Source organism: Wolbachia endosymbiont of Leptopilina clavipes, assembly GCF_006334525.1.
Classification (GTDB): domain Bacteria; phylum Pseudomonadota; class Alphaproteobacteria; order Rickettsiales; family Anaplasmataceae; genus Wolbachia.
Genome location: NZ_QJHA01000026.1, coordinates 101,808 through 118,708, shown reverse-complemented (window position 1 = coordinate 118,708; position 16,901 = coordinate 101,808). Strand labels below are relative to the sequence as shown.

Sequence of the window (16,901 nt, the reverse complement as noted above, 5' to 3'; positions counted from 1 at the left end):
CAGTTATATGAATCATAAAAAGTATGATATTTAAATCTTAGTATAATGTCTATTGCCTTTGAATTTACTATGGCTATTCGCTATTTGCGAGCAAAGAATTCTAGATTTTGCTCTATAATGGCCTTGTTTTCTATTATTGGTATTGCTCTTGGAGTTGCAACGCTAATAGTAGTAATGTCTGTAATGAATGGGTTCAGAGCAAAGCTGCTCGACTCTGTACTTGGCATTAATGGCCATATTAATGTTTACTTTGATAGAAGCATAAATTCAGATTACCACGCAGTGTTAAAATCTATTGAGAAAATCCCAGGTGTATTAAAAGCTACTTCTATGACCAATGATCAAGTGATCGTTGCATCAAATGGTGGAATTGTGGGTAGCGTAGTCCGTGGTGTGTCAACTAAAGACTTACTTAATAATACTACTGTTAAGAATAATGTAATTATGGGTAACGTGGAAAAATTCGATGAAGGTATCATAATAGGGGCAAGATTAGCAGAAGCTTTGAATATTGATTATGGTGATAACATTATGCTTATATCACCCGAAGGATTTGACGCACTGTCTGGTGAAATACCAAAAATGAAAGAATATAAAGTTGTAGCAATATTTGATATGGGTATGTTTGAGTACGACAATACCTTGATGTATATGCCCATGAAATCAGCTCAGGCTTTTTTTAATTATAAAGATAGTGTGAGAAATATAGAAGTGTTCATAGACGATATTGCTGCGGCTAATAAGCTAGCAAATGCTATAGTAGAAGAAACAGGAATGAAAGCTGAAAGTTGGCAATCTCAGCAAAGCCATTATGTTAATGCTTTAAAAACTGAAAGAAATGTGATGTTTTTAATTCTTACTTTGATTATAGTTGTGGCAGCATTCAATATTGTTTCAAGTTTGATGATGATAGTGCAAGAAAAGAAATCCGCAATTGCAATTATGCGTACGTTTGGTGCAACAAGTGGAAGCATTATGCGCATATTTTGTGCTTGTGGGCTGTTAATTGGTTTTACAGGAACTTGTCTTGGCTCTGTTATAGGAGTTATTTTTTCTCTCAACATTGAAAATATTAGAGTGTTTTTAGAAAACATTACCAACATCAAGCTATTTGATCCTATGATATACTTTTTTTCAAGTTTGCCAGTGATATTAGTTTCTCAAGATGTAGTGAACATTTCTGCACTTGCATTGTTCTTGTCATTTTTAGCAACAATTCCTCCTGCATTGCAGGCAGCTGCACAAGACTCAGCGGAGATATTACGTTATGAATGATACTCGAAAAAAATGCATAGGTTGGTTCTTAATTATATTGTTATTTGTTAGCCATATTGCAATAAATAACATAATATTTTTCAAAATAAATCAGCAAGAAAGTGAAAATAGTATAAATGGTTTAACGGAAAAGATGGATGAACTTAGAGTATTGCTTGAAGTGAATCAATCTAGGGTAGAGAAAAGGATATTTGACTTAAAGAGAAATCTGCACACTCAATGTGAGCAAGGTGATGGTAGTTTAAGGCATAAGAACCTCGCAAAGTTGCTGCTACTTGTGATTAAGATGAAGAATTCGTTATTGCGAGAAGCCAAGTTTTATAATCATATAAATTCAATAAAGCCTTTGATATCAGAGCTTGACGATCCAGAGATAGAAAATGCAGTAAATGAATTGGAAAATTTGAAAGAGGTAGATACTTTACGCGGGTTGAAATTGTCTTTTGAGAAGAACATGACTGTTATTAACTACAATAAAAGTAACTTGTTTAAAAAAATCATTTCAAATTGGATAAAGATAGATGATCGTAGTGATCCACTCAGGTTAAAGCTTGCGGAAATTGAAGAATTAATAAGCGATAATGATTGGCAGAGCATAGCCACCGCAATAAGTGACTTAACATACCCAGAATTCAAACCATGGCTTAATAAATTGAATGATTTTATTGTAGCTTTCAAGAATACTTCAATAATATATCGTCACTTATTACAATACATCTCATGATTTATTTTATAATTTTTGCTTTTTCGTTTTTATTTGGCATATGGATCAAGGTAAGTGGTGAAGTAATAAAATTGGAATTAGGCAATTACACTATAAGTATTGATCTATATTTCGTTATTCTTGCTTGCGTAGTCTTATTATTTTTATTGATTGCAGTTGCACGTTTTTGTTCTTCTATTTCATCAACATTTGCTAACATAAAAAATAGAAGAAGAAGTAGGGAAGAATTGCTTCTCTTTGAAGCTTTCTTTAGCTTAGACTTAGGTAATATAGAGAACACCAATAAGCTAATTAAAAATCTAAATGAAGAAAGTGATAAATTATCTTTAGTAAAGCTCTTTAATTCAGGTAAAACGGGAAATTACAGCTTTTTCAGCCATAATTTAACGAGTATTGCAAGTAAAAATCGCAACTTAGCTCTACTTCTGATCAATAAACTGATTATTCACCTAAAGCAAGAAAGGTTAGTCTTTCAAAAATTTATAGAATATTGCTCTAGTTCAATTAATGATAAAATTTTGTCTATTCCCTTTCAAATAGAGCATTGTATATTGCAAGAAGATTGGATAAATGCAATTTCAAAGTTAAAGGAAGCTATCAAATTCAATATTTTTCTTCCCTTTGATCGTAAAAAGATGTTAGCGGTTTTTTATTGCGCTTTAGCAAAGCAATACGAAAGTAAAGGAAGTTTTTACAAAGCTATAGATTATTTAGCTAAAGCACAAAGTTATTATGCAACTTTTCAGCCCATCAATTATTTAAAGGCAGAATTATATATCAAGCTTGAAAAAATCAGAAAAGCTTCCACAGTATTAGAGGAAGAGTATAGAGTAAATCCTACTCCTCAATCAGCTAGAATGTATATCAAGTTAAATAATAAAGGCGCTGAAAGACTATATAACTTGCGCCCTGATTATTATTTTAGTTATTGCTTGCTTGCTTTGTCTTCAATTAGCTTAGGGAAATATGATCTTGCAAGTCAGCATTTAGATATTGCTATGAAAAAAGCTAATTACATATCAATCTACCTTGTTATGGTACAGCTCAAGATTATGTTGCAAGAGTATGATCAAGCAATTTATTGGTTAAACAGGATGGACTCAGAAGCTGTGCCTGATCCAGGTTGGAAATGTGCTGATTGTAATAAAGAGCTAAAGCAATGGGATTATAAGTGCTCAAGTTGCAATAGTCTTAATTGTATTTACCTTATATTATAAGACTCCATAAGGTGTGATACTTTTACATCGAGATTGCTTTAATATAATCTTTATCTCAAAACAGTAAATCTGTGAGTTTCTTAGTTAGGTTTGACTCTAATGTCAAAAAAACTTGTTTTTAGACATTACCAGTTATATATTTTAATAAATTAGAATTATATACAAAATGAAGAGCTTAAAGGAATTATCCTTAAGAATTAAAAATATTAAGTCTGTGCAGAAAACCACGAAAATAATGCAAATGGTTTCTGCGGCAAAATTATTACAAAGCCAAAAGAAATTATCAAATTCAAAATTGCATATATCTAAGCTGCATAGCATTATTTCTTCACTAGCGCTATCAGCGGATCAAGAGTTACTAGCAAGAATTCTAAATATCAATAATGAAGATTCTTTCCTAGTATTTATTATTGTATCTGATCGTGGTTTATGTGGCAGCTTTAACTCCTCTGTTGTTAAATTCAGTCAGGAGCATATAAACAAATTAATTGCAAATGATAAGAAAGTAGACATTGTTTTTTTTGGTAAGAAAGCTTTTGAGACAGGCAAAAATAGATTTAATTCTAAAAATATCTTGAAGGTTGAAAATAGTAAGGGAATCACACTAAAGCGTGTGGAAGCCTTGGTTAGTGATATAGATCTAAGTAAATACAATAAAGTTAAGGTTTTTTACAGTAAATTCTATAATACCTTCATGCAAAAGCCAATATTAGAAACAATAAAACCATGGAGTAAAGACTCATTATTAATTGATAATTCTGTAGTTAGTCCTCTAACAGATTACAGCTATGAGTATGAACCACAAAATATTGAGTTTATTTTAAAATCTTTGACTCAAGATTATGTTACAGCTGCTCTTTATTCTGCTTTACTTGAAAGTGCAGCAAGTGAAAATAGTGCTAGGATGGTTGCTATGGAATCAGCAAACAGAAATACAAAAGAAATGCTAAATAAACTAGCATTACTTTATAATCGTTCTCGTCAAGCAGCAATTACAACTGATTTGATTGAAGTTATAGGTGGTGCAGAATCTTTATAGAAACTCAAGGAATGAAAAATGAATATATTAAATATTGCAGCAGATATCACTAAACTAATAAAAAAGCAGAATCAAGACGCAGAAGTTACAATATATGAAACTAATAAGACCTCGGTTTCTCAGCGTCTATCAAAAATTGAACAAATATCACAATCTAGAAACTGTACTGTCGGAATTAGAGCTATAGCAGGTAAGAACAAAGCTGCGTATATTTCCACAAACGATTTGAATAATCTTAGTAGTGCAGTGAGCCAAGTGGTGGAAATGGCAAAGAATGCCCAGGAAGATCCTTATATTAGTTTTGCTGTAGATGGCAGTAATTATATCTCTTCTGCAGATTTAAATATCTCAGATAATAATGTTGTAACAATTGATAAATTAAAAGAAATTACTGAAGCTACAGAAAATTCAGCTCTTGCACATAAAAATATTATTAATTCCGAAGGAGCTTCATCTTCACATACTTCAGTAAATACAGTATTATCAACCGTTTCTGGTTTTGTTGGTTCATTTAGTAAGTCAACTTTTGTTAATCAGGTTTCTGTTGTTGCTGGAGAAAAGAGTGAAATGAAAATAGGCTACGATTACGATGTAGCATGCAACTTCAGTGATTTAAAAACACCTGAGTCAATAGGGAAAGGAGCAGCAAAAAGAGCAATAGATCAATTGGGTTCATGTACAATCAGGACGGGCAAATTTCCGGTTGTTTTTGAAAAAAGAGCAGCAAAAGAGCTAGTAAAGAGCTTTGCTTCTGCCATAAATGGTAGCAATATTGTAAATAATAGCTCTTTTTTGAGAAATAGTTTAAATAATCAAATTTTTAATACTGAGATTAGCATTATTGATGACCCATTGTTACCAAGGGGTATAACATCAAGACCGTTTGACGGGGAAGGAATAATGAGCAGAAGAAATGAATTTGTAAAAAATGGAGTACTGCAAAACTGGATTTTAGATCTATATTCGGCTAGGAAATTAAACTTGGAAACGACCGCAAATGCAACTCGTGCAAGTAATGCTGCAATTATTCCTTCAGCTAGTAATTTCTATTTCAAAAATGGTAATAGATCGTTTAAGGAATTAATTGACGAAGTAAAAGAAGGAATATATGTAACTGATTTATTTGGTTTTGGTGTTAATTTAATCAATGGCGATTATAGTCAAGGTGCATGCGGATTTTTTATAGAAAATGGTAAAATAACGTATCCAATACACGAGATTACTGTTGCCGACAATTTGAAAAATATGTTTAGCAATTTAGTTGTTGCAAATGACCTAACTTTCTGTGGGCAGTTTAATTCACCAACGATTAAAGTTAGCGAAATGACAGTAGCAGGTTCACTTAGTGATTAAAAATTTTAGTTGCATTAAGTACAATAATTGTGTACTATTACTATGTAATGTTAAGAATAGACTATGGAGTATAGAAGTTTAGTTGCAGTAACTAAGCTTAAAGCATTCTAAATCGTAATTTCAAAGTTTTTCATCACATTAATAATATTAGTTAGTAGTTTAGGAGTTATCCATATGGAATTTGGTAATATAAAATGGTTTAATGTTGAAAAAGGCTATGGTTTCATCAAGCCAGAAGGTAAAGGTGAGGACGTTTTTTTACATGTTAGTACATTAGAACGTTCAGGAATAAGACCTGATGCACTTCGAGGAGAGGATAAAAAGGGAGGAATGAAAGGGGAAAGAGTAAGTTATGAGCTTAAAGAAGAGCGTGGTAGGAACGGAGAAAATAAAAAGTCTGCAATAAATTTAAGATTGGAAGATTAGTCTATCGTGAAGCTTTTTAATAGGGTAATGTATTGTGAGTAATTTTCATGAAATGGGGCTTCCAACTTTGCTTAGGCAAGCTCTAAGTAAAAATAATCTTTGTGTTCCAACCCCGATTCAGGTGCAAGCGATTCCTCTAGCTCTTCAGGGCAAAGATATTCTTGGGTCTGCTCAAACGGGAACTGGAAAAACCTTAGCGTTTGCTATTCCACTGGTTGCTAAATTGATGAATGAGCCAAGCATTGGTTCAGCTTTAGTCATCGTGCCAACCAGAGAGCTTGCTCATCAGGTAACAAGTGAGATAAGAAAACTCTTATCTCAAAGTTCTTTACTAAGAGTTGCTTTGTTGATCGGAGGCGAGCCTATTTTTAGGCAGCTAAATCAGCTTCAGAAAAAACCACAAATTATAATAGGTACTCCTGGTCGTATTATAGACCATATTGAGCGTAAAACTTTAGTTACTCGGAATGTTGGTATTCTTGTGCTTGATGAGACGGATCGTATGTTTGATATGGGCTTTGGAATTCAGATTGAAGAAATTATGAAGCATTTGCCTAAAATAAGGCAAAATCTTATGTTTTCTGCAACTCTTCCTGGGGAAATAGTAAAACTTACTGAAAAATATCTTAATCAACCAGAGCGTGTTTCTGTTGATTGCCAGGCTACAACTTCTGTAAAAATTAAACAAGAAGTTGTTTATGCATCAGAATCAGAAAAATATGGCAAGCTTGTTACACAATTATGTCAGCGCAAAGGATCGATCATTATTTTTGTTAAAACAAAGCGAGGAGCGGATCAGCTAGCTGACAAATTGCACAAAGATGACTATAGCGCTTTGGCAATTCATGGTGATTTAAGGCAGCACAAGCGTGAAAGAGTCATTGATTCTTTTCGTCGTGGCCGCAATCAAATCATGGTTGCAACAGATGTTGCTTCTCGCGGCCTTGATATTCCGCACATTCAACATGTTATCAATTATGATGTACCACAATCGCAAGCTGATTATGTTCATCGTATAGGTAGAACTGCACGTGCGGGAGCTGAAGGATTTGCATTATCTTTTGTTACACCTCAAGATAAGAGAAGACTGCCTGCACTAGCAGATAAAGAAGGAGAGCCAAATTTTGATTGTAGTATGCAATCTCAAAAACGTAACAGCAAAAAGATCTTTAAAAGGCCAAGTACGTTAAAGGCTAAATACGGTAGAAAAAAGATCAATGTATTTAAGAAGAAAAGCAGAGTACTAGAAAAAGCGTATTAATGTACTTAACTATTCTTCTATTCTTTAAAAGCTCCAGTAAAATTGCTGCAAAGTGAAGTGATTGGAGGATGGTAGAAAGAATATATAGCTAGCCCAAATTAGATTTACCTACAATTTGATAATCTTAATTCTGCTGCTTATAACGTTTTGAGATTATCACAACGGTATAATGTTAGGCTGTGTGGACTATAATCTGTAGCTTAATTCAATTTGGCTACAACGAGCTGCTAGATTTCAGTTTTTTTAATAATTGTGTGCTACTAATTATATATAAATTTACACTTTTAAAGAGAATAGATGATTTCTAAAAATTTAGAGGCAAGTTTAAATAGAGCGTTACAGATTGCTTCTGATTGTAAGCTTAAATATGCAAAAGTGGAACATTTGTTGCTAGCATTAACCAAAGATGTGGATGTAAATTATGTTTTATCAAGATGTAACATCAGAGCTGGTGAAATCATAAATATAGATAATATTATATTAAGGAATGATCGTGGTAATAATACAAAAGGTTTTTTACAAGACAACTCCGAATTAACTGTCAATAAAGTTGAGCCTGATGTGCTATTTCAACGCATAATACATAAAGCCATGATACGAGCTCATCGTCTGGGAAGAAAAGAAATAAATGGAGCAAGTATTCTATTAGAGATTCTGTCTGAGCAAGATTTATACATTGAAGAGCTATTACGCAAACAGAATGCAAAGGATTCTAATTTGATTTATAACATATCCAATATAAAATATTCAGGTGATATAGAAGAATATGTAACTAATCGCAAGATAAAACTTGATAAGAATAACGATATCTCTACTGTAGCAAATAAAGGTGAATTATTAAAAGATGAAGAAGTTCTACAAAATTATTGTAGAAATTTAAATGATTATGCAAGAAGCAAAAAAATAGATTATGTCATTGGTCGTGATTATGAATTAAATCGCACTATAGAAATCTTGCTAAGACGCAGAAAAAATAACCTTTTATATGTCGGAGAACCAGGTGTTGGTAAAACAACAATAGTTGAAGGCTTGGTATTGAAAATTATTGAAGGTAGTGTTCCGAGTGCACTGAGATCCAGCATAATTTATGCTTTGGATTTAGGATCACTTCTTGCAGGAACACGCTATAGAGGTGACTTCGAAGAGAGAATAAAATCTATAATAAAAGTAATTGAGGCAAAACCTGGCGCTATTCTTTTCATTGATGAAATACACACTATTATTGGAGCAGGTTCAACAAGTGGCAGCTTTCTTGATGCTGGCAATCTGCTCAAACCTGCACTTGCAAGAGGTGCGTTGCGTTGTATAGGTGCAACTACATATAGAGAATATAGCAATAGCTTTGAAAAGGATAAAGCATTAGCAAGGAGGTTTCAAAAAATTAATGTAAAAGAGTCTTCTATTAATGATACAGTAAAGATACTAGATGGTATAAAGCATTACTATGAAAGGTATCATGGAGTATATTACACGAAACATGCCATTAAATCTGCAGCTGAACTTTCACACAAGTATATTACTGGGCGAATATTACCTGATAAAGCAGTTGATGTTATAGATGAAGCAGGGGCATATTGTAAGTTACAAAAAAGCAGGCGAAAAATTATAAACAGTAGAGACATTAAGAGTACTATCGCTAGGATTACAAACGTACCTTGCGGGTTTGATGATATGCAAAGAGTAAAATCTTTGAAAGAAAATCTCAATAGGGCCATTTTTGGTCAAGAGCAAGCGATAGAGTTTCTCGTTAATTCTATTAAAATTGCTAAATCTGGTCTGAGAAGTTACAATAAACCCTTGGCAAAGTATCTTTTTGCAGGGCCAACTGGTGTAGGTAAGACTGAGCTTGCGAAGCAACTAGCACAAAATATGGGTATGAACCTTATTCGGTTTGATATGTCTGAGTATATGGAACCTCACGCAATATCTAGAATGATTGGTTCCCCTCCTGGATATGTGGGTTACGACCAAGGTGGATTGCTTACAGAATCTGTATCTAATAATCAATATAGCGTAGTACTTCTTGATGAAATTGAGAAAGCTCATAGTGATATTTATAATATATTACTACAAATCATGGATTATGGTTGTGTTACAGACACTTACGGACGTAAGGTTAATTTTTCCAATACGATTTTAATTATGACAACCAATGCAGGGGCATTTGAACGTAACAAAAGTTCTATTGGCTTTGGGTATAAAAACTTTAACATCAGTGACAGCGAAAAAGCAATGGAACGGGTTTTTAGCCCTGAATTTCGTAATCGTCTTGATGCAGTCATTTCCTTTTCTGATTTGGATGAGGATGTCATTTTGCACATTGTGGATAAATTTATTCAGGAATTAAAAAAACAACTTGTGCAAAAGGGTATAAGCTGCTCAGTGGAAGAAGAAGTAAAGTCTTATCTTGCGCAAACAGGTTATAGCAAAGAAATGGGAGCACGCCCAATAGAGAGGCTGATTGAAAAAGAGATAAAAAGTCATTTGGCTGAAGAAATACTAAATCGTCGATTAATTAAAGGAAAGAAATTAAGGATTTATATTGGTAAACACGGAATTGCTTTTGATATAGTTTAAATTCTTGCTTGAGTATTAAATTTGTAGTATAGTCACTATTTTTTAATGAGGCTATAGTGGCAAGTTTAACCAGAAATCAATATTACAGTAATCAAGATTTACAGAACTTATTTTCAAGGCTGGGAATAAAAGCAGAAGAAGTAATAAGCCAGGAGTTTGATGATGTACTTAAGTTAGTTGAGCGGCACTTTAGAAGAGCTTCATTAAAATGTCACCCTGATAAAGTAGTAGGAGAGAAAGAGAAAAAATAGCTGAAGAAAAGTTTAAAAAACTTAGTGCAGATAAAGATAAGCTAGAGAAATATCTTAACGACTTAAAAGCAGCTGGCATATCTATAACATTACAGCGAGAAGTGCAGGAAAAACAAAGGAGAATCAATTAGATTCTATTGCGTAGAGAGAAAGCTGTGAATAGAGCATGTTTATTTTTATATTAGCAAATGTGGTACTTGGTCCGTCGCCTCAAGTCAAATATTGCTTATCACAACTTGCTAACAGTGGCAAAGTGCAAAATATTGCTTATAAATTTTATGCATTCAGCATCGGAGTTTGGCCATGGTTATTTATTATATCCTTTTGTAGTATTATCTATGCAGCAAGTAAACAAAGAGGCTCACAAGAAGGAAATATGGATAGATTCAACCGAAGGTTTAATTTACTTATTGCTGCTGATAATTATGTGATATGTATTGCAGTAGCGTTTGCTGTGTGCAGTTTAGCATCGGAAATTGCACAAAATGGCTGGCCTGTTCAATATGGAACAATGCTGATAGTTAATTTGGCATTGGATTTATTATTGATTGCTTTACTTAGAACTTTTACGAAAGCTTCTGAATTATGTAGTGAGCACTGCATCCAGCGTTTATACGAAGAAGATGCAGAATTTAGCTACAAGGAAAAGTTTGCATGGTATGACTATAAATTAGTGCTTATGTCGCTCATTCTTCCTATTGTTAAAATGTATTTTGAAGATTTAATTCAAGAAAAACCACAACAGCATACCACCGATCCTAAAGTTACACCTTTAAATATAGGTGTAGGAGCAAGAGTATAAAAAGGTCTTTGCTTCAACTATAGTTTTTGCTACACTTTAAGTAAATTTGAAGATATTAATGAGTGAAGAAGTAAAACAAATCCTAAGTTATTACGAAAGTGAAAATCCTGGAGTAAAAGCAAATCTTGCTCGTATTCTTATGCATGGAAAACTTAGTGGAATTGGCAAGTTAGTAATTCTTCCTGTAGATCAAGGATTTGAGCATGGGCCAATAAAAAGTTTTGAAGTTAATCCTGATGCTTACGATCCGCATTATCATTTTCAGCTTGCAGTTGATTCGGGAGTAAGCGCATATGCTGCTCCGCTTGGTATGATCGAAGCTGGTGCTTCAACTTATGCTGGAATGCTACCACTTATTTTGAAGCTTAATAGTGCTAACTCCTTGCACTCGAAAAACTTAACTTCTGATCAAGCAATAACTGCTTCTGTAAAAGATGCGCTGCGTTTGGGTTGCGTAGCTGTTGGGTTTACTATATATCCTGGTTCTGCTAAGTGCTTCGATATGATGGAAGAAGCTCGCGAAATTATAGCTGAGGCTAAGTCTTGCGGCCTTGCCGTAGTGCTATGGTCTTATCCACGCGGTGAAGGAATTTCCAAAGAAGGCGAAACAGCAGTTGATGTTATTGCCTATGCTGCGCACATAGCATCTTTACTTGGCGCTAATATAATCAAAGTAAAACTTCCAATTAACTCTTTGGAAAGGGAGAAAATAGAAACAGAAAATATTGAGTCATTATCTAAAAGAATTGAATATGTTAAAAGATCTTGTTTTGCAGGGAAGAGAATAGTAGTTTTTTCTGGTGGCGAGTCGAAATCAGTGAATGACATATGCAATGAAGCGAAAGAAATTAAGCAAGGCGGTGGTAATGGTTCAATTATCGGGCGTAACACTTTTCAAAGAAAAAGAGAGGATGCTTTATCTATGCTAAAAGATATAATGGATATCTATGCATAAAAAACGGCTGGGTGGCAGAATGGCTTATGCGGAGGACTGCAAATCCTTTTATACCGGTTCAATTCCGGTCCCGGCCTCTTACTCCAATTAGATCGTTTTTTCTTCTGAAATTTTAACAAGGAGTGTGGCTTTTAATGAAATATTTAAAAAAATAAGATACTATATTCAAAATATAAGCAGTAAAATGCCAAAGAGATTAACAGAAGTTTTATTATTGATTGGTTTGCCCTTCTTGCTTACCAGTTGCACTTTTCACTATTTATTAAAGAGCTCGTATACTCATCTTGCACCAGAAAAGTACCCTTCATCCAACAAACAGCCGGTTTACGTCGGTACAGCTTACAGTGCACAGACTATATATAATGCGTTATTTAATGACTTTCTGTTAATAGGTAAGTCATCATTCACAGCCAAACATGGGCGTGCTAGTCAATATGTTAATTATGGAAGAGAAGTTGGAGCAGATGTGATAATCGTATCATTTCAAAATATGTAAAAGGATAAAGAGCATTTTAGCATCACAGAAAAACTATTATGGGACACAAGCTTAACAACATTTCATACAAGGACCATTATAAACTTTGATCAGGACGTACTCTTTCTAAAAAAGGTAGGTGATGCAAAAGCTCCATGGGAATATGTCAAAGGAGAGTTCAAGCTTCACGAAAAAGACGATACTGATCCATATCTAGGGAATTGGGTAGGGTATAGAATATGCAAGATTGCAATATCTTCTTCAGAAGATGAATACTTAGGATTTGTAAATGAAGATAATTGTAAAGAAAAATCTGGAATAAATAAGATGCTTGCTTGGAAAAATGGGGATGTAAGGTTGCGAATTAATAAACAATCAAAACAGGGATTTTATTTAAATCGAAATAAGATTCCTATACTAATAAAATCTCAAATTAACAAATTTGGCTACCTCGAATTAGTAGATAAAAATACTGATCAAGTTCTGGTTTCCCTTCAGAAAAATTAGTTTTTACTACTCATAGAAACTATATACTTACTATTTTGATAAACCTCAAGCTTTCTAAGTTATTCTTGTTGCATGGTAAAAAATAAACTAAAAATAAGCAAAGTGTTTTACAAAATGATATTACGTAATTTATTGTTTTTACTGCCGCCTGAAATTGCTCACTCCTTGGTAATAACGGCGTTAAAAAAGATGCCCTGTAGGAAACCTATAGAACTACCTAAGTCTTTAAATGTAAACTTTTTTGGTAATAAAATTAGGAGTCCTGTAGGTCTTGCTGCAGGTTTTGATAAAAATGCGGAAGTTGTAAAGCCGATGCTCTCATTTGGTTTTGGATTTATTGAGGCTGGTACTGTAACTAAACATCCCCAATATGGAAACAAAAAACCGAGAATTTTTCGATTAATTAAAGATGAAGGAATAATTAATAGATTGGGATTTAATAATAAAGGAGTAGACTATTTTCTTAAACAGATAAGTGAAACTAAACTTGGTGATTGTATTTTTGGTATAAATATAGGAAGAAACAGTACATCAAAGGAGCAAATCAGCGATTATGTTGACTTAATAAAGATAGTATATGGAAAGAGCAATTATATAGTACTGAACATCTCATCCCCAAACACACCTAACTTGCGCGATTTGCACAATAAACAAGAATTATCCAAATTGTTGAAATCTATCACTCTAACCCGGAAATCAATCGATAGCTCTGAATCCATACCGATAATATTAAAAATTTCTCCAGATATAGATCAGCAAACAAAAGAAAATATCGCTGAGCTTACACTAGAATATAAAATTGACGGCTTAATAGTAAGCAACACTACGATAAGTCGAGATTCTTACTATAATGAGAGTGGTGGGTTGAGCGGCAGACCATTGTTTCAACTTTCAACCGAGTTATTGAGTGATATGTACAAGCTTACTAAGAGCAGGATTCTATTGATAGGATGTGGGGGAGTTTCAAGTGGTATTGACGCATATGAAAAAATAAAGGCAGGAGCCTCTTTAGTACAACTGTACACTGCTCTCGTATATCAGGGGCATCAAGTTGTGAATAAAATCAATCTGGAGCTTGCAGAATTGGTAAAAAGAGATGGATTTAGTAACATTACTGAAGCAGTGGGTTGTATACATTAATTTTGGAAGTTATTGATATTGTTTTAGTAAAGTAGAGCTAACTTTTTAGTGTAAAGGTATGATAGGGAGTGCTTTTCTTTTGAATGATGAACATGAAAGTTTTGAACGATATAATATCTAAAGTTATTAATTATAAATTTACAGATCATGCAATATTAGAAGAGGCATTAACCCATCCAAGCGTAAATAAAAGGAATAGCGAAGACCAGATCGTAAGCTACGAAAGGCTAGAGTTTTTGGGCGATGGTATTTTGAACATGGTTGTATCTGCTATGCTGTTTAAAATGTTTCCTGAAGAAAAAGAAGGAGCATTGGCAAAAAGAAAAACGGATCTAGTTTGTGGCAGTACCATTGCTAATGTTGCTAAAGAAATAGAGTTAGGTAACTTTATCATCATGAATAATAGTGAACGTTGCAACGGAGGGAAATGTAACTTAAAAAATTTAGAAAATTCGCTTGAGGCACTAATAGGTGCAATTTATATTGACGGTGGACTTGAGAGTGTTGAAAAATTTATTATCCGACATTGGGAAAAGCTAGCTAAAGACATCCTCGATCCTCCTCAAGATCCTAAAACTTCACTGCAAGAGTGGACTCAGAAAAACAAATTACCTTTACCAGAGTATGAACTTGTAAAACAAACTGGACCAGCACACAATCCTGAGTTTACTATATCAATTTTCATAGAGAATTATGGCAAAGTTTCTGCATGCGCTTCTAGTAAGAAAATTGCTGAACAAAAAGCTGCTGAGTTGATCCTAGAAAAAATTAAAAAAACGACTTAGTTTAATCTAAATAGCTGTTAGCATAAATTTAAAGTAAGCTAAGCTCTTTAGTTCAGCTTACATATTTTTTTATCTCAGCCAGAATCTTATCAGATTGACTTTCATCTGAATTTAAATCAGCTACAAAGTGTGTGACATATTTTCCTTCAGGGCTAATAAGGTATATCATTGAAGAATGGTTAATTTCCTCTTCTCCATCTACTTTACTTTCATATACTTTATACTTTGCAACTACTTCATCTATTTTTTGTCTTTCACCAGTTAGCATTTGTATTCTATGGTCAAATTGCTGCTGAAATTCTTTAAGCCTTTCTGTGTTATCGCGCTCAGGATCAACTGTGATAAAAAATGTTTGTAGCTTATTGTCAGTTTTCTTATCTAACTTTGCAAGTGTTTCTGAAATTATGCCGAGATTCATAGGGCAAATTCTTTTGCATGAGGAAAATCCGAAAAAAATCATCATATACTTATTTTTAAAATCACTACTGCGTACTGTTTGTCCGTCTTGATTGATCAAAGAAAAATCTCCACCTACCTTAATTTCTGTATTTTGTGAAACAAATATGCCTTGCTTGGTAAAATAACAATAACCTAAGAAGATAGCTGCTACTGTTATTAGCAAACTAGACAATAACCTTATAAACTTTATCATTAAAGCGTTTCCAATAAAGTTAAATCATATATTGATTAGTTGATTGATTCAATATATTCCTTCCAAAGTGGGTTGTTAATTTTATCTAACAATTTCTTATGCTCATCAATTTCTTTAATACTTGGTGAATGTTCTCTGCGAGCTAAATTACGCACTTTATGCTGAATAAACGTAGAGTTATTGTCCTGAGCACATTCATTATTAAATAAAAAGGTTTGCAATCCTCCTGTAAGCTCAACATAGACCTTTGCAAGCAATTGAGCATCAACTAATGCTCCGTGTAACTCTCTACCTTCTAGCGATATATCAAAACGCTTGCATAATGCATTTAAAGAAGCAGGTGATCCTACAAACTTTTTTCTTGCAAGTGGTAATGTATCTAGCACTCTATCTGAGGAAATTAACCCGGCATTCAACTTGTTTAACTCCATATTAAGGAACTTAATATCAAACTCAGCATTATGAATTACCAAGATGTCATTAGATATGAAGTCAAGAAATTCAAGTGCAACATCTGAAAATAGTGGCTTATCTTCCAAAAACTCCTCACTAATACCATGAATCTTAAATGAGTGGTAAGGTATATCTCTCTCTGGATTAAGATATCGATGAAATGTTTTACCTGTTGGAATACGGTTAATTAGTTCTACACATCCTATCTCAATAATTCGATGGCCAGACTCAGTGTCAAGACCTGTAGTTTCAGTATCAAGTACTATTTCTCGTAGCCTACTTTCCATCGGTGTAACTAATCTTACTTGTCATTTGCTGTTAAATTTTTATCGGTACTTGCCTTCTTGTAGTTAATGGAAACAAGCAACCATGTTGGATCTGATGAATTAATATTTTTTTTGAATTGCCATACATCCTCAACTTTGTTAATAGTAGACATACTACCTGATATGATATCTCCTTCATTATTCTTAACGAAGTTAATTTGCTCTGAAAGGAAATATACTGCAATAAATATTACGTTTTTTACTAGCTTTATTTCTAAGATCTTTTGTGAAACGATAGAAACAATTATAGACTCGTGTATCTCTTTACGATGCTTAATCTTATCCACAAAGCTGTTATACAAATCTTTGTCCAGAAGGGATTTTAATTGAGGTAAATTCCCTTGGTTAAAATATTTAATTATTAATTCAAAAGCTATGCTTGAACCTTCTATAAAATTGGAAATAGAGAACTCTCTGTTTTTTTGTAATATTTGTTTATAAGTAGCTTCTATTGAACTTTTGTCGTTGCTATAAATATAATCTTCGATATTTTCTACCACATCCTCTTTACTTTGACTTGCATCCAATACAACTGTTAGCTTTTTTAGGTTGAGACTGGCTGATCTTCCTAAAGAATTGTATAAGCGTGAAAAAACAAACGCCGCTAGTAAAGCATATATTACAAGCTCTATCATGGTAACTTAACCCCTTGGTATCTAAATATTATTAATTATTGATAAAAA

General features: G+C 33.4%; 17 protein-coding genes and 1 tRNA gene. 15 read left to right on the top strand and 3 right to left on the bottom strand.

All coding sequences use genetic code 11. The features are described from left to right. The first annotated feature begins 45 nt into the window (after positions 1-45). The 15 genes from OUY_RS02715 to rnc all read left to right on the top strand — a co-directional run bounded on the left by OUY_RS02715 (position 46) and on the right by rnc (position 14,787). The gene (locus OUY_RS02715) at positions 46-1,275 is read left to right on the top strand and encodes a lipoprotein-releasing ABC transporter permease subunit (protein WP_139686621.1); all 1,230 of its coding nucleotides are present in this window, start codon (positions 46-48) and stop codon (positions 1,273-1,275) included. Next, positions 1,268-1,999, top strand: a complete 732-nt coding sequence (locus OUY_RS02710; RefSeq protein WP_139686620.1) for a hypothetical protein — start codon at positions 1,268-1,270, stop codon at positions 1,997-1,999. Before OUY_RS02715 ends, OUY_RS02710 begins: the two co-directional genes overlap by 8 nt. Continuing rightward, positions 1,996-3,216 carry a tetratricopeptide repeat protein gene (locus OUY_RS02705; RefSeq protein ID WP_010404310.1) on the top strand — a complete coding sequence of 407 codons (1,221 nt, stop codon included), beginning with the start codon at positions 1,996-1,998 and terminating at the stop codon, positions 3,214-3,216. The genes OUY_RS02710 and OUY_RS02705 overlap by 4 nt, the downstream gene beginning before the upstream one ends. A 166-nt stretch (positions 3,217-3,382) precedes the next feature. Continuing rightward, positions 3,383-4,255 carry an ATP synthase F1 subunit gamma gene (gene atpG, locus OUY_RS02700; RefSeq protein ID WP_010404313.1) on the top strand — a complete coding sequence of 291 codons (873 nt, stop codon included), beginning with the start codon at positions 3,383-3,385 and terminating at the stop codon, positions 4,253-4,255. Between the two features lie 18 nt (positions 4,256-4,273). Then, positions 4,274-5,608, top strand: coding sequence for a TldD/PmbA family protein (locus OUY_RS02695; RefSeq protein WP_139686619.1), 1,335 nt, complete (start codon positions 4,274-4,276; stop codon positions 5,606-5,608). A 174-nt stretch (positions 5,609-5,782) separates the two neighbouring features. After that, complete coding sequence (locus OUY_RS02690; RefSeq protein WP_064085705.1) at positions 5,783-6,034, top strand: cold-shock protein; 252 nt, start codon at positions 5,783-5,785, stop codon at positions 6,032-6,034. Between the two features lie 34 nt (positions 6,035-6,068). Continuing rightward, positions 6,069-7,295 carry a DEAD/DEAH box helicase gene (locus tag OUY_RS02685; protein ID WP_010404320.1) on the top strand — a complete coding sequence of 409 codons (1,227 nt, stop codon included), beginning with the start codon at positions 6,069-6,071 and terminating at the stop codon, positions 7,293-7,295. 297 nt (positions 7,296-7,592) lie between these two features. Next, entirely contained in the window at positions 7,593-9,872 is a 2,280-nt protein-coding gene (locus OUY_RS02680) for an AAA family ATPase (protein WP_139686618.1), read from the top strand. 56 nt (positions 9,873-9,928) lie between these two features. Then, the gene (locus OUY_RS06405; RefSeq protein WP_246038636.1) at positions 9,929-10,123 is read left to right on the top strand and encodes a hypothetical protein; all 195 of its coding nucleotides are present in this window, start codon (positions 9,929-9,931) and stop codon (positions 10,121-10,123) included. A 166-nt stretch (positions 10,124-10,289) separates the two neighbouring features. Next, positions 10,290-10,925 carry a hypothetical protein gene (locus OUY_RS06400; RefSeq protein ID WP_246038634.1) on the top strand — a complete coding sequence of 212 codons (636 nt, stop codon included), beginning with the start codon at positions 10,290-10,292 and terminating at the stop codon, positions 10,923-10,925. A gap of 58 nt (positions 10,926-10,983) precedes the next feature. After that, complete coding sequence (locus OUY_RS02670) at positions 10,984-11,880, top strand: class I fructose-bisphosphate aldolase (protein WP_139686617.1); 897 nt, start codon at positions 10,984-10,986, stop codon at positions 11,878-11,880. Between the two features lie 5 nt (positions 11,881-11,885). Then, positions 11,886-11,957 (top strand) — tRNA-Cys (locus OUY_RS02665). A gap of 107 nt (positions 11,958-12,064) precedes the next feature. Next, positions 12,065-12,376 (top strand): hypothetical protein, encoded by a 312-nt coding sequence (locus OUY_RS06395; RefSeq protein ID WP_246038633.1) that lies wholly within the window; start codon positions 12,065-12,067, stop codon positions 12,374-12,376. Positions 12,377-12,934: 558 nt separating this feature from the next. Next, positions 12,935-14,002 carry a quinone-dependent dihydroorotate dehydrogenase gene (locus OUY_RS02655; RefSeq protein WP_139686616.1) on the top strand — a complete coding sequence of 356 codons (1,068 nt, stop codon included), beginning with the start codon at positions 12,935-12,937 and terminating at the stop codon, positions 14,000-14,002. Positions 14,003-14,094: 92 nt separating this feature from the next. Further along, complete coding sequence (gene rnc / locus OUY_RS02650; RefSeq protein ID WP_139686637.1) at positions 14,095-14,787, top strand: ribonuclease III; 693 nt, start codon at positions 14,095-14,097, stop codon at positions 14,785-14,787. 52 nt (positions 14,788-14,839) lie between these two features. Here the strand turns inward: rnc and OUY_RS02645 are convergent, their stop codons facing one another. From OUY_RS02645 to OUY_RS02635, 3 genes are read right to left on the bottom strand one after another with little or no spacing between them, the layout of a single operon-like run. After that, positions 14,840-15,439, bottom strand: a complete 600-nt coding sequence (locus OUY_RS02645) for an SCO family protein (RefSeq protein ID WP_139686615.1) — start codon at positions 15,437-15,439, stop codon at positions 14,840-14,842. Between the two features lie 35 nt (positions 15,440-15,474). Next, the gene (gene dnaQ / locus OUY_RS02640; RefSeq protein ID WP_010404360.1) at positions 15,475-16,179 is read right to left on the bottom strand and encodes a DNA polymerase III subunit epsilon; all 705 of its coding nucleotides are present in this window, start codon (positions 16,177-16,179) and stop codon (positions 15,475-15,477) included. A gap of 14 nt (positions 16,180-16,193) precedes the next feature. Then, on the bottom strand, positions 16,194-16,853 hold the full coding sequence (locus OUY_RS02635) for a Tim44/TimA family putative adaptor protein (protein WP_139686614.1): 660 nt from the start codon (positions 16,851-16,853) through the stop codon (positions 16,194-16,196). Positions 16,854-16,901 lie beyond the last annotated feature (48 nt).

Bases quoted from the DNA above. Each gene is read 5' to 3' on its own strand.
- OUY_RS02705 (WP_010404310.1), top strand. From the start codon at position 1,996: ATGATTTATTTTATAATTTTTGCTTTTTCGTTTTTATTTGGCATATGG.
- OUY_RS02690 (WP_064085705.1), top strand. From the start codon at position 5,783: ATGGAATTTGGTAATATAAAATGGTTTAATGTTGAAAAAGGCTATGGT.
- atpG (WP_010404313.1), top strand. From the start codon at position 3,383: ATGAAGAGCTTAAAGGAATTATCCTTAAGAATTAAAAATATTAAGTCT.
- OUY_RS02645 (WP_139686615.1), bottom strand. From the start codon at position 15,439: ATGATAAAGTTTATAAGGTTATTGTCTAGTTTGCTAATAACAGTAGCA.
- OUY_RS02715 (WP_139686621.1), top strand. From the start codon at position 46: ATGTCTATTGCCTTTGAATTTACTATGGCTATTCGCTATTTGCGAGCA.
- OUY_RS02670 (WP_139686617.1), top strand. From the start codon at position 10,984: ATGAGTGAAGAAGTAAAACAAATCCTAAGTTATTACGAAAGTGAAAAT.
- OUY_RS06400 (WP_246038634.1), top strand. From the start codon at position 10,290: ATGTTTATTTTTATATTAGCAAATGTGGTACTTGGTCCGTCGCCTCAA.
- OUY_RS02710 (WP_139686620.1), top strand. From the start codon at position 1,268: ATGAATGATACTCGAAAAAAATGCATAGGTTGGTTCTTAATTATATTG.
- dnaQ (WP_010404360.1), bottom strand. From the start codon at position 16,179: ATGGAAAGTAGGCTACGAGAAATAGTACTTGATACTGAAACTACAGGT.
- rnc (WP_139686637.1), top strand. From the start codon at position 14,095: ATGAAAGTTTTGAACGATATAATATCTAAAGTTATTAATTATAAATTT.
- OUY_RS02695 (WP_139686619.1), top strand. From the start codon at position 4,274: ATGAATATATTAAATATTGCAGCAGATATCACTAAACTAATAAAAAAG.
- OUY_RS02680 (WP_139686618.1), top strand. From the start codon at position 7,593: ATGATTTCTAAAAATTTAGAGGCAAGTTTAAATAGAGCGTTACAGATT.
- OUY_RS02655 (WP_139686616.1), top strand. From the start codon at position 12,935: ATGGTAAAAAATAAACTAAAAATAAGCAAAGTGTTTTACAAAATGATA.
- OUY_RS02635 (WP_139686614.1), bottom strand. From the start codon at position 16,853: ATGATAGAGCTTGTAATATATGCTTTACTAGCGGCGTTTGTTTTTTCA.
- OUY_RS06395 (WP_246038633.1), top strand. From the start codon at position 12,065: ATGCCAAAGAGATTAACAGAAGTTTTATTATTGATTGGTTTGCCCTTC.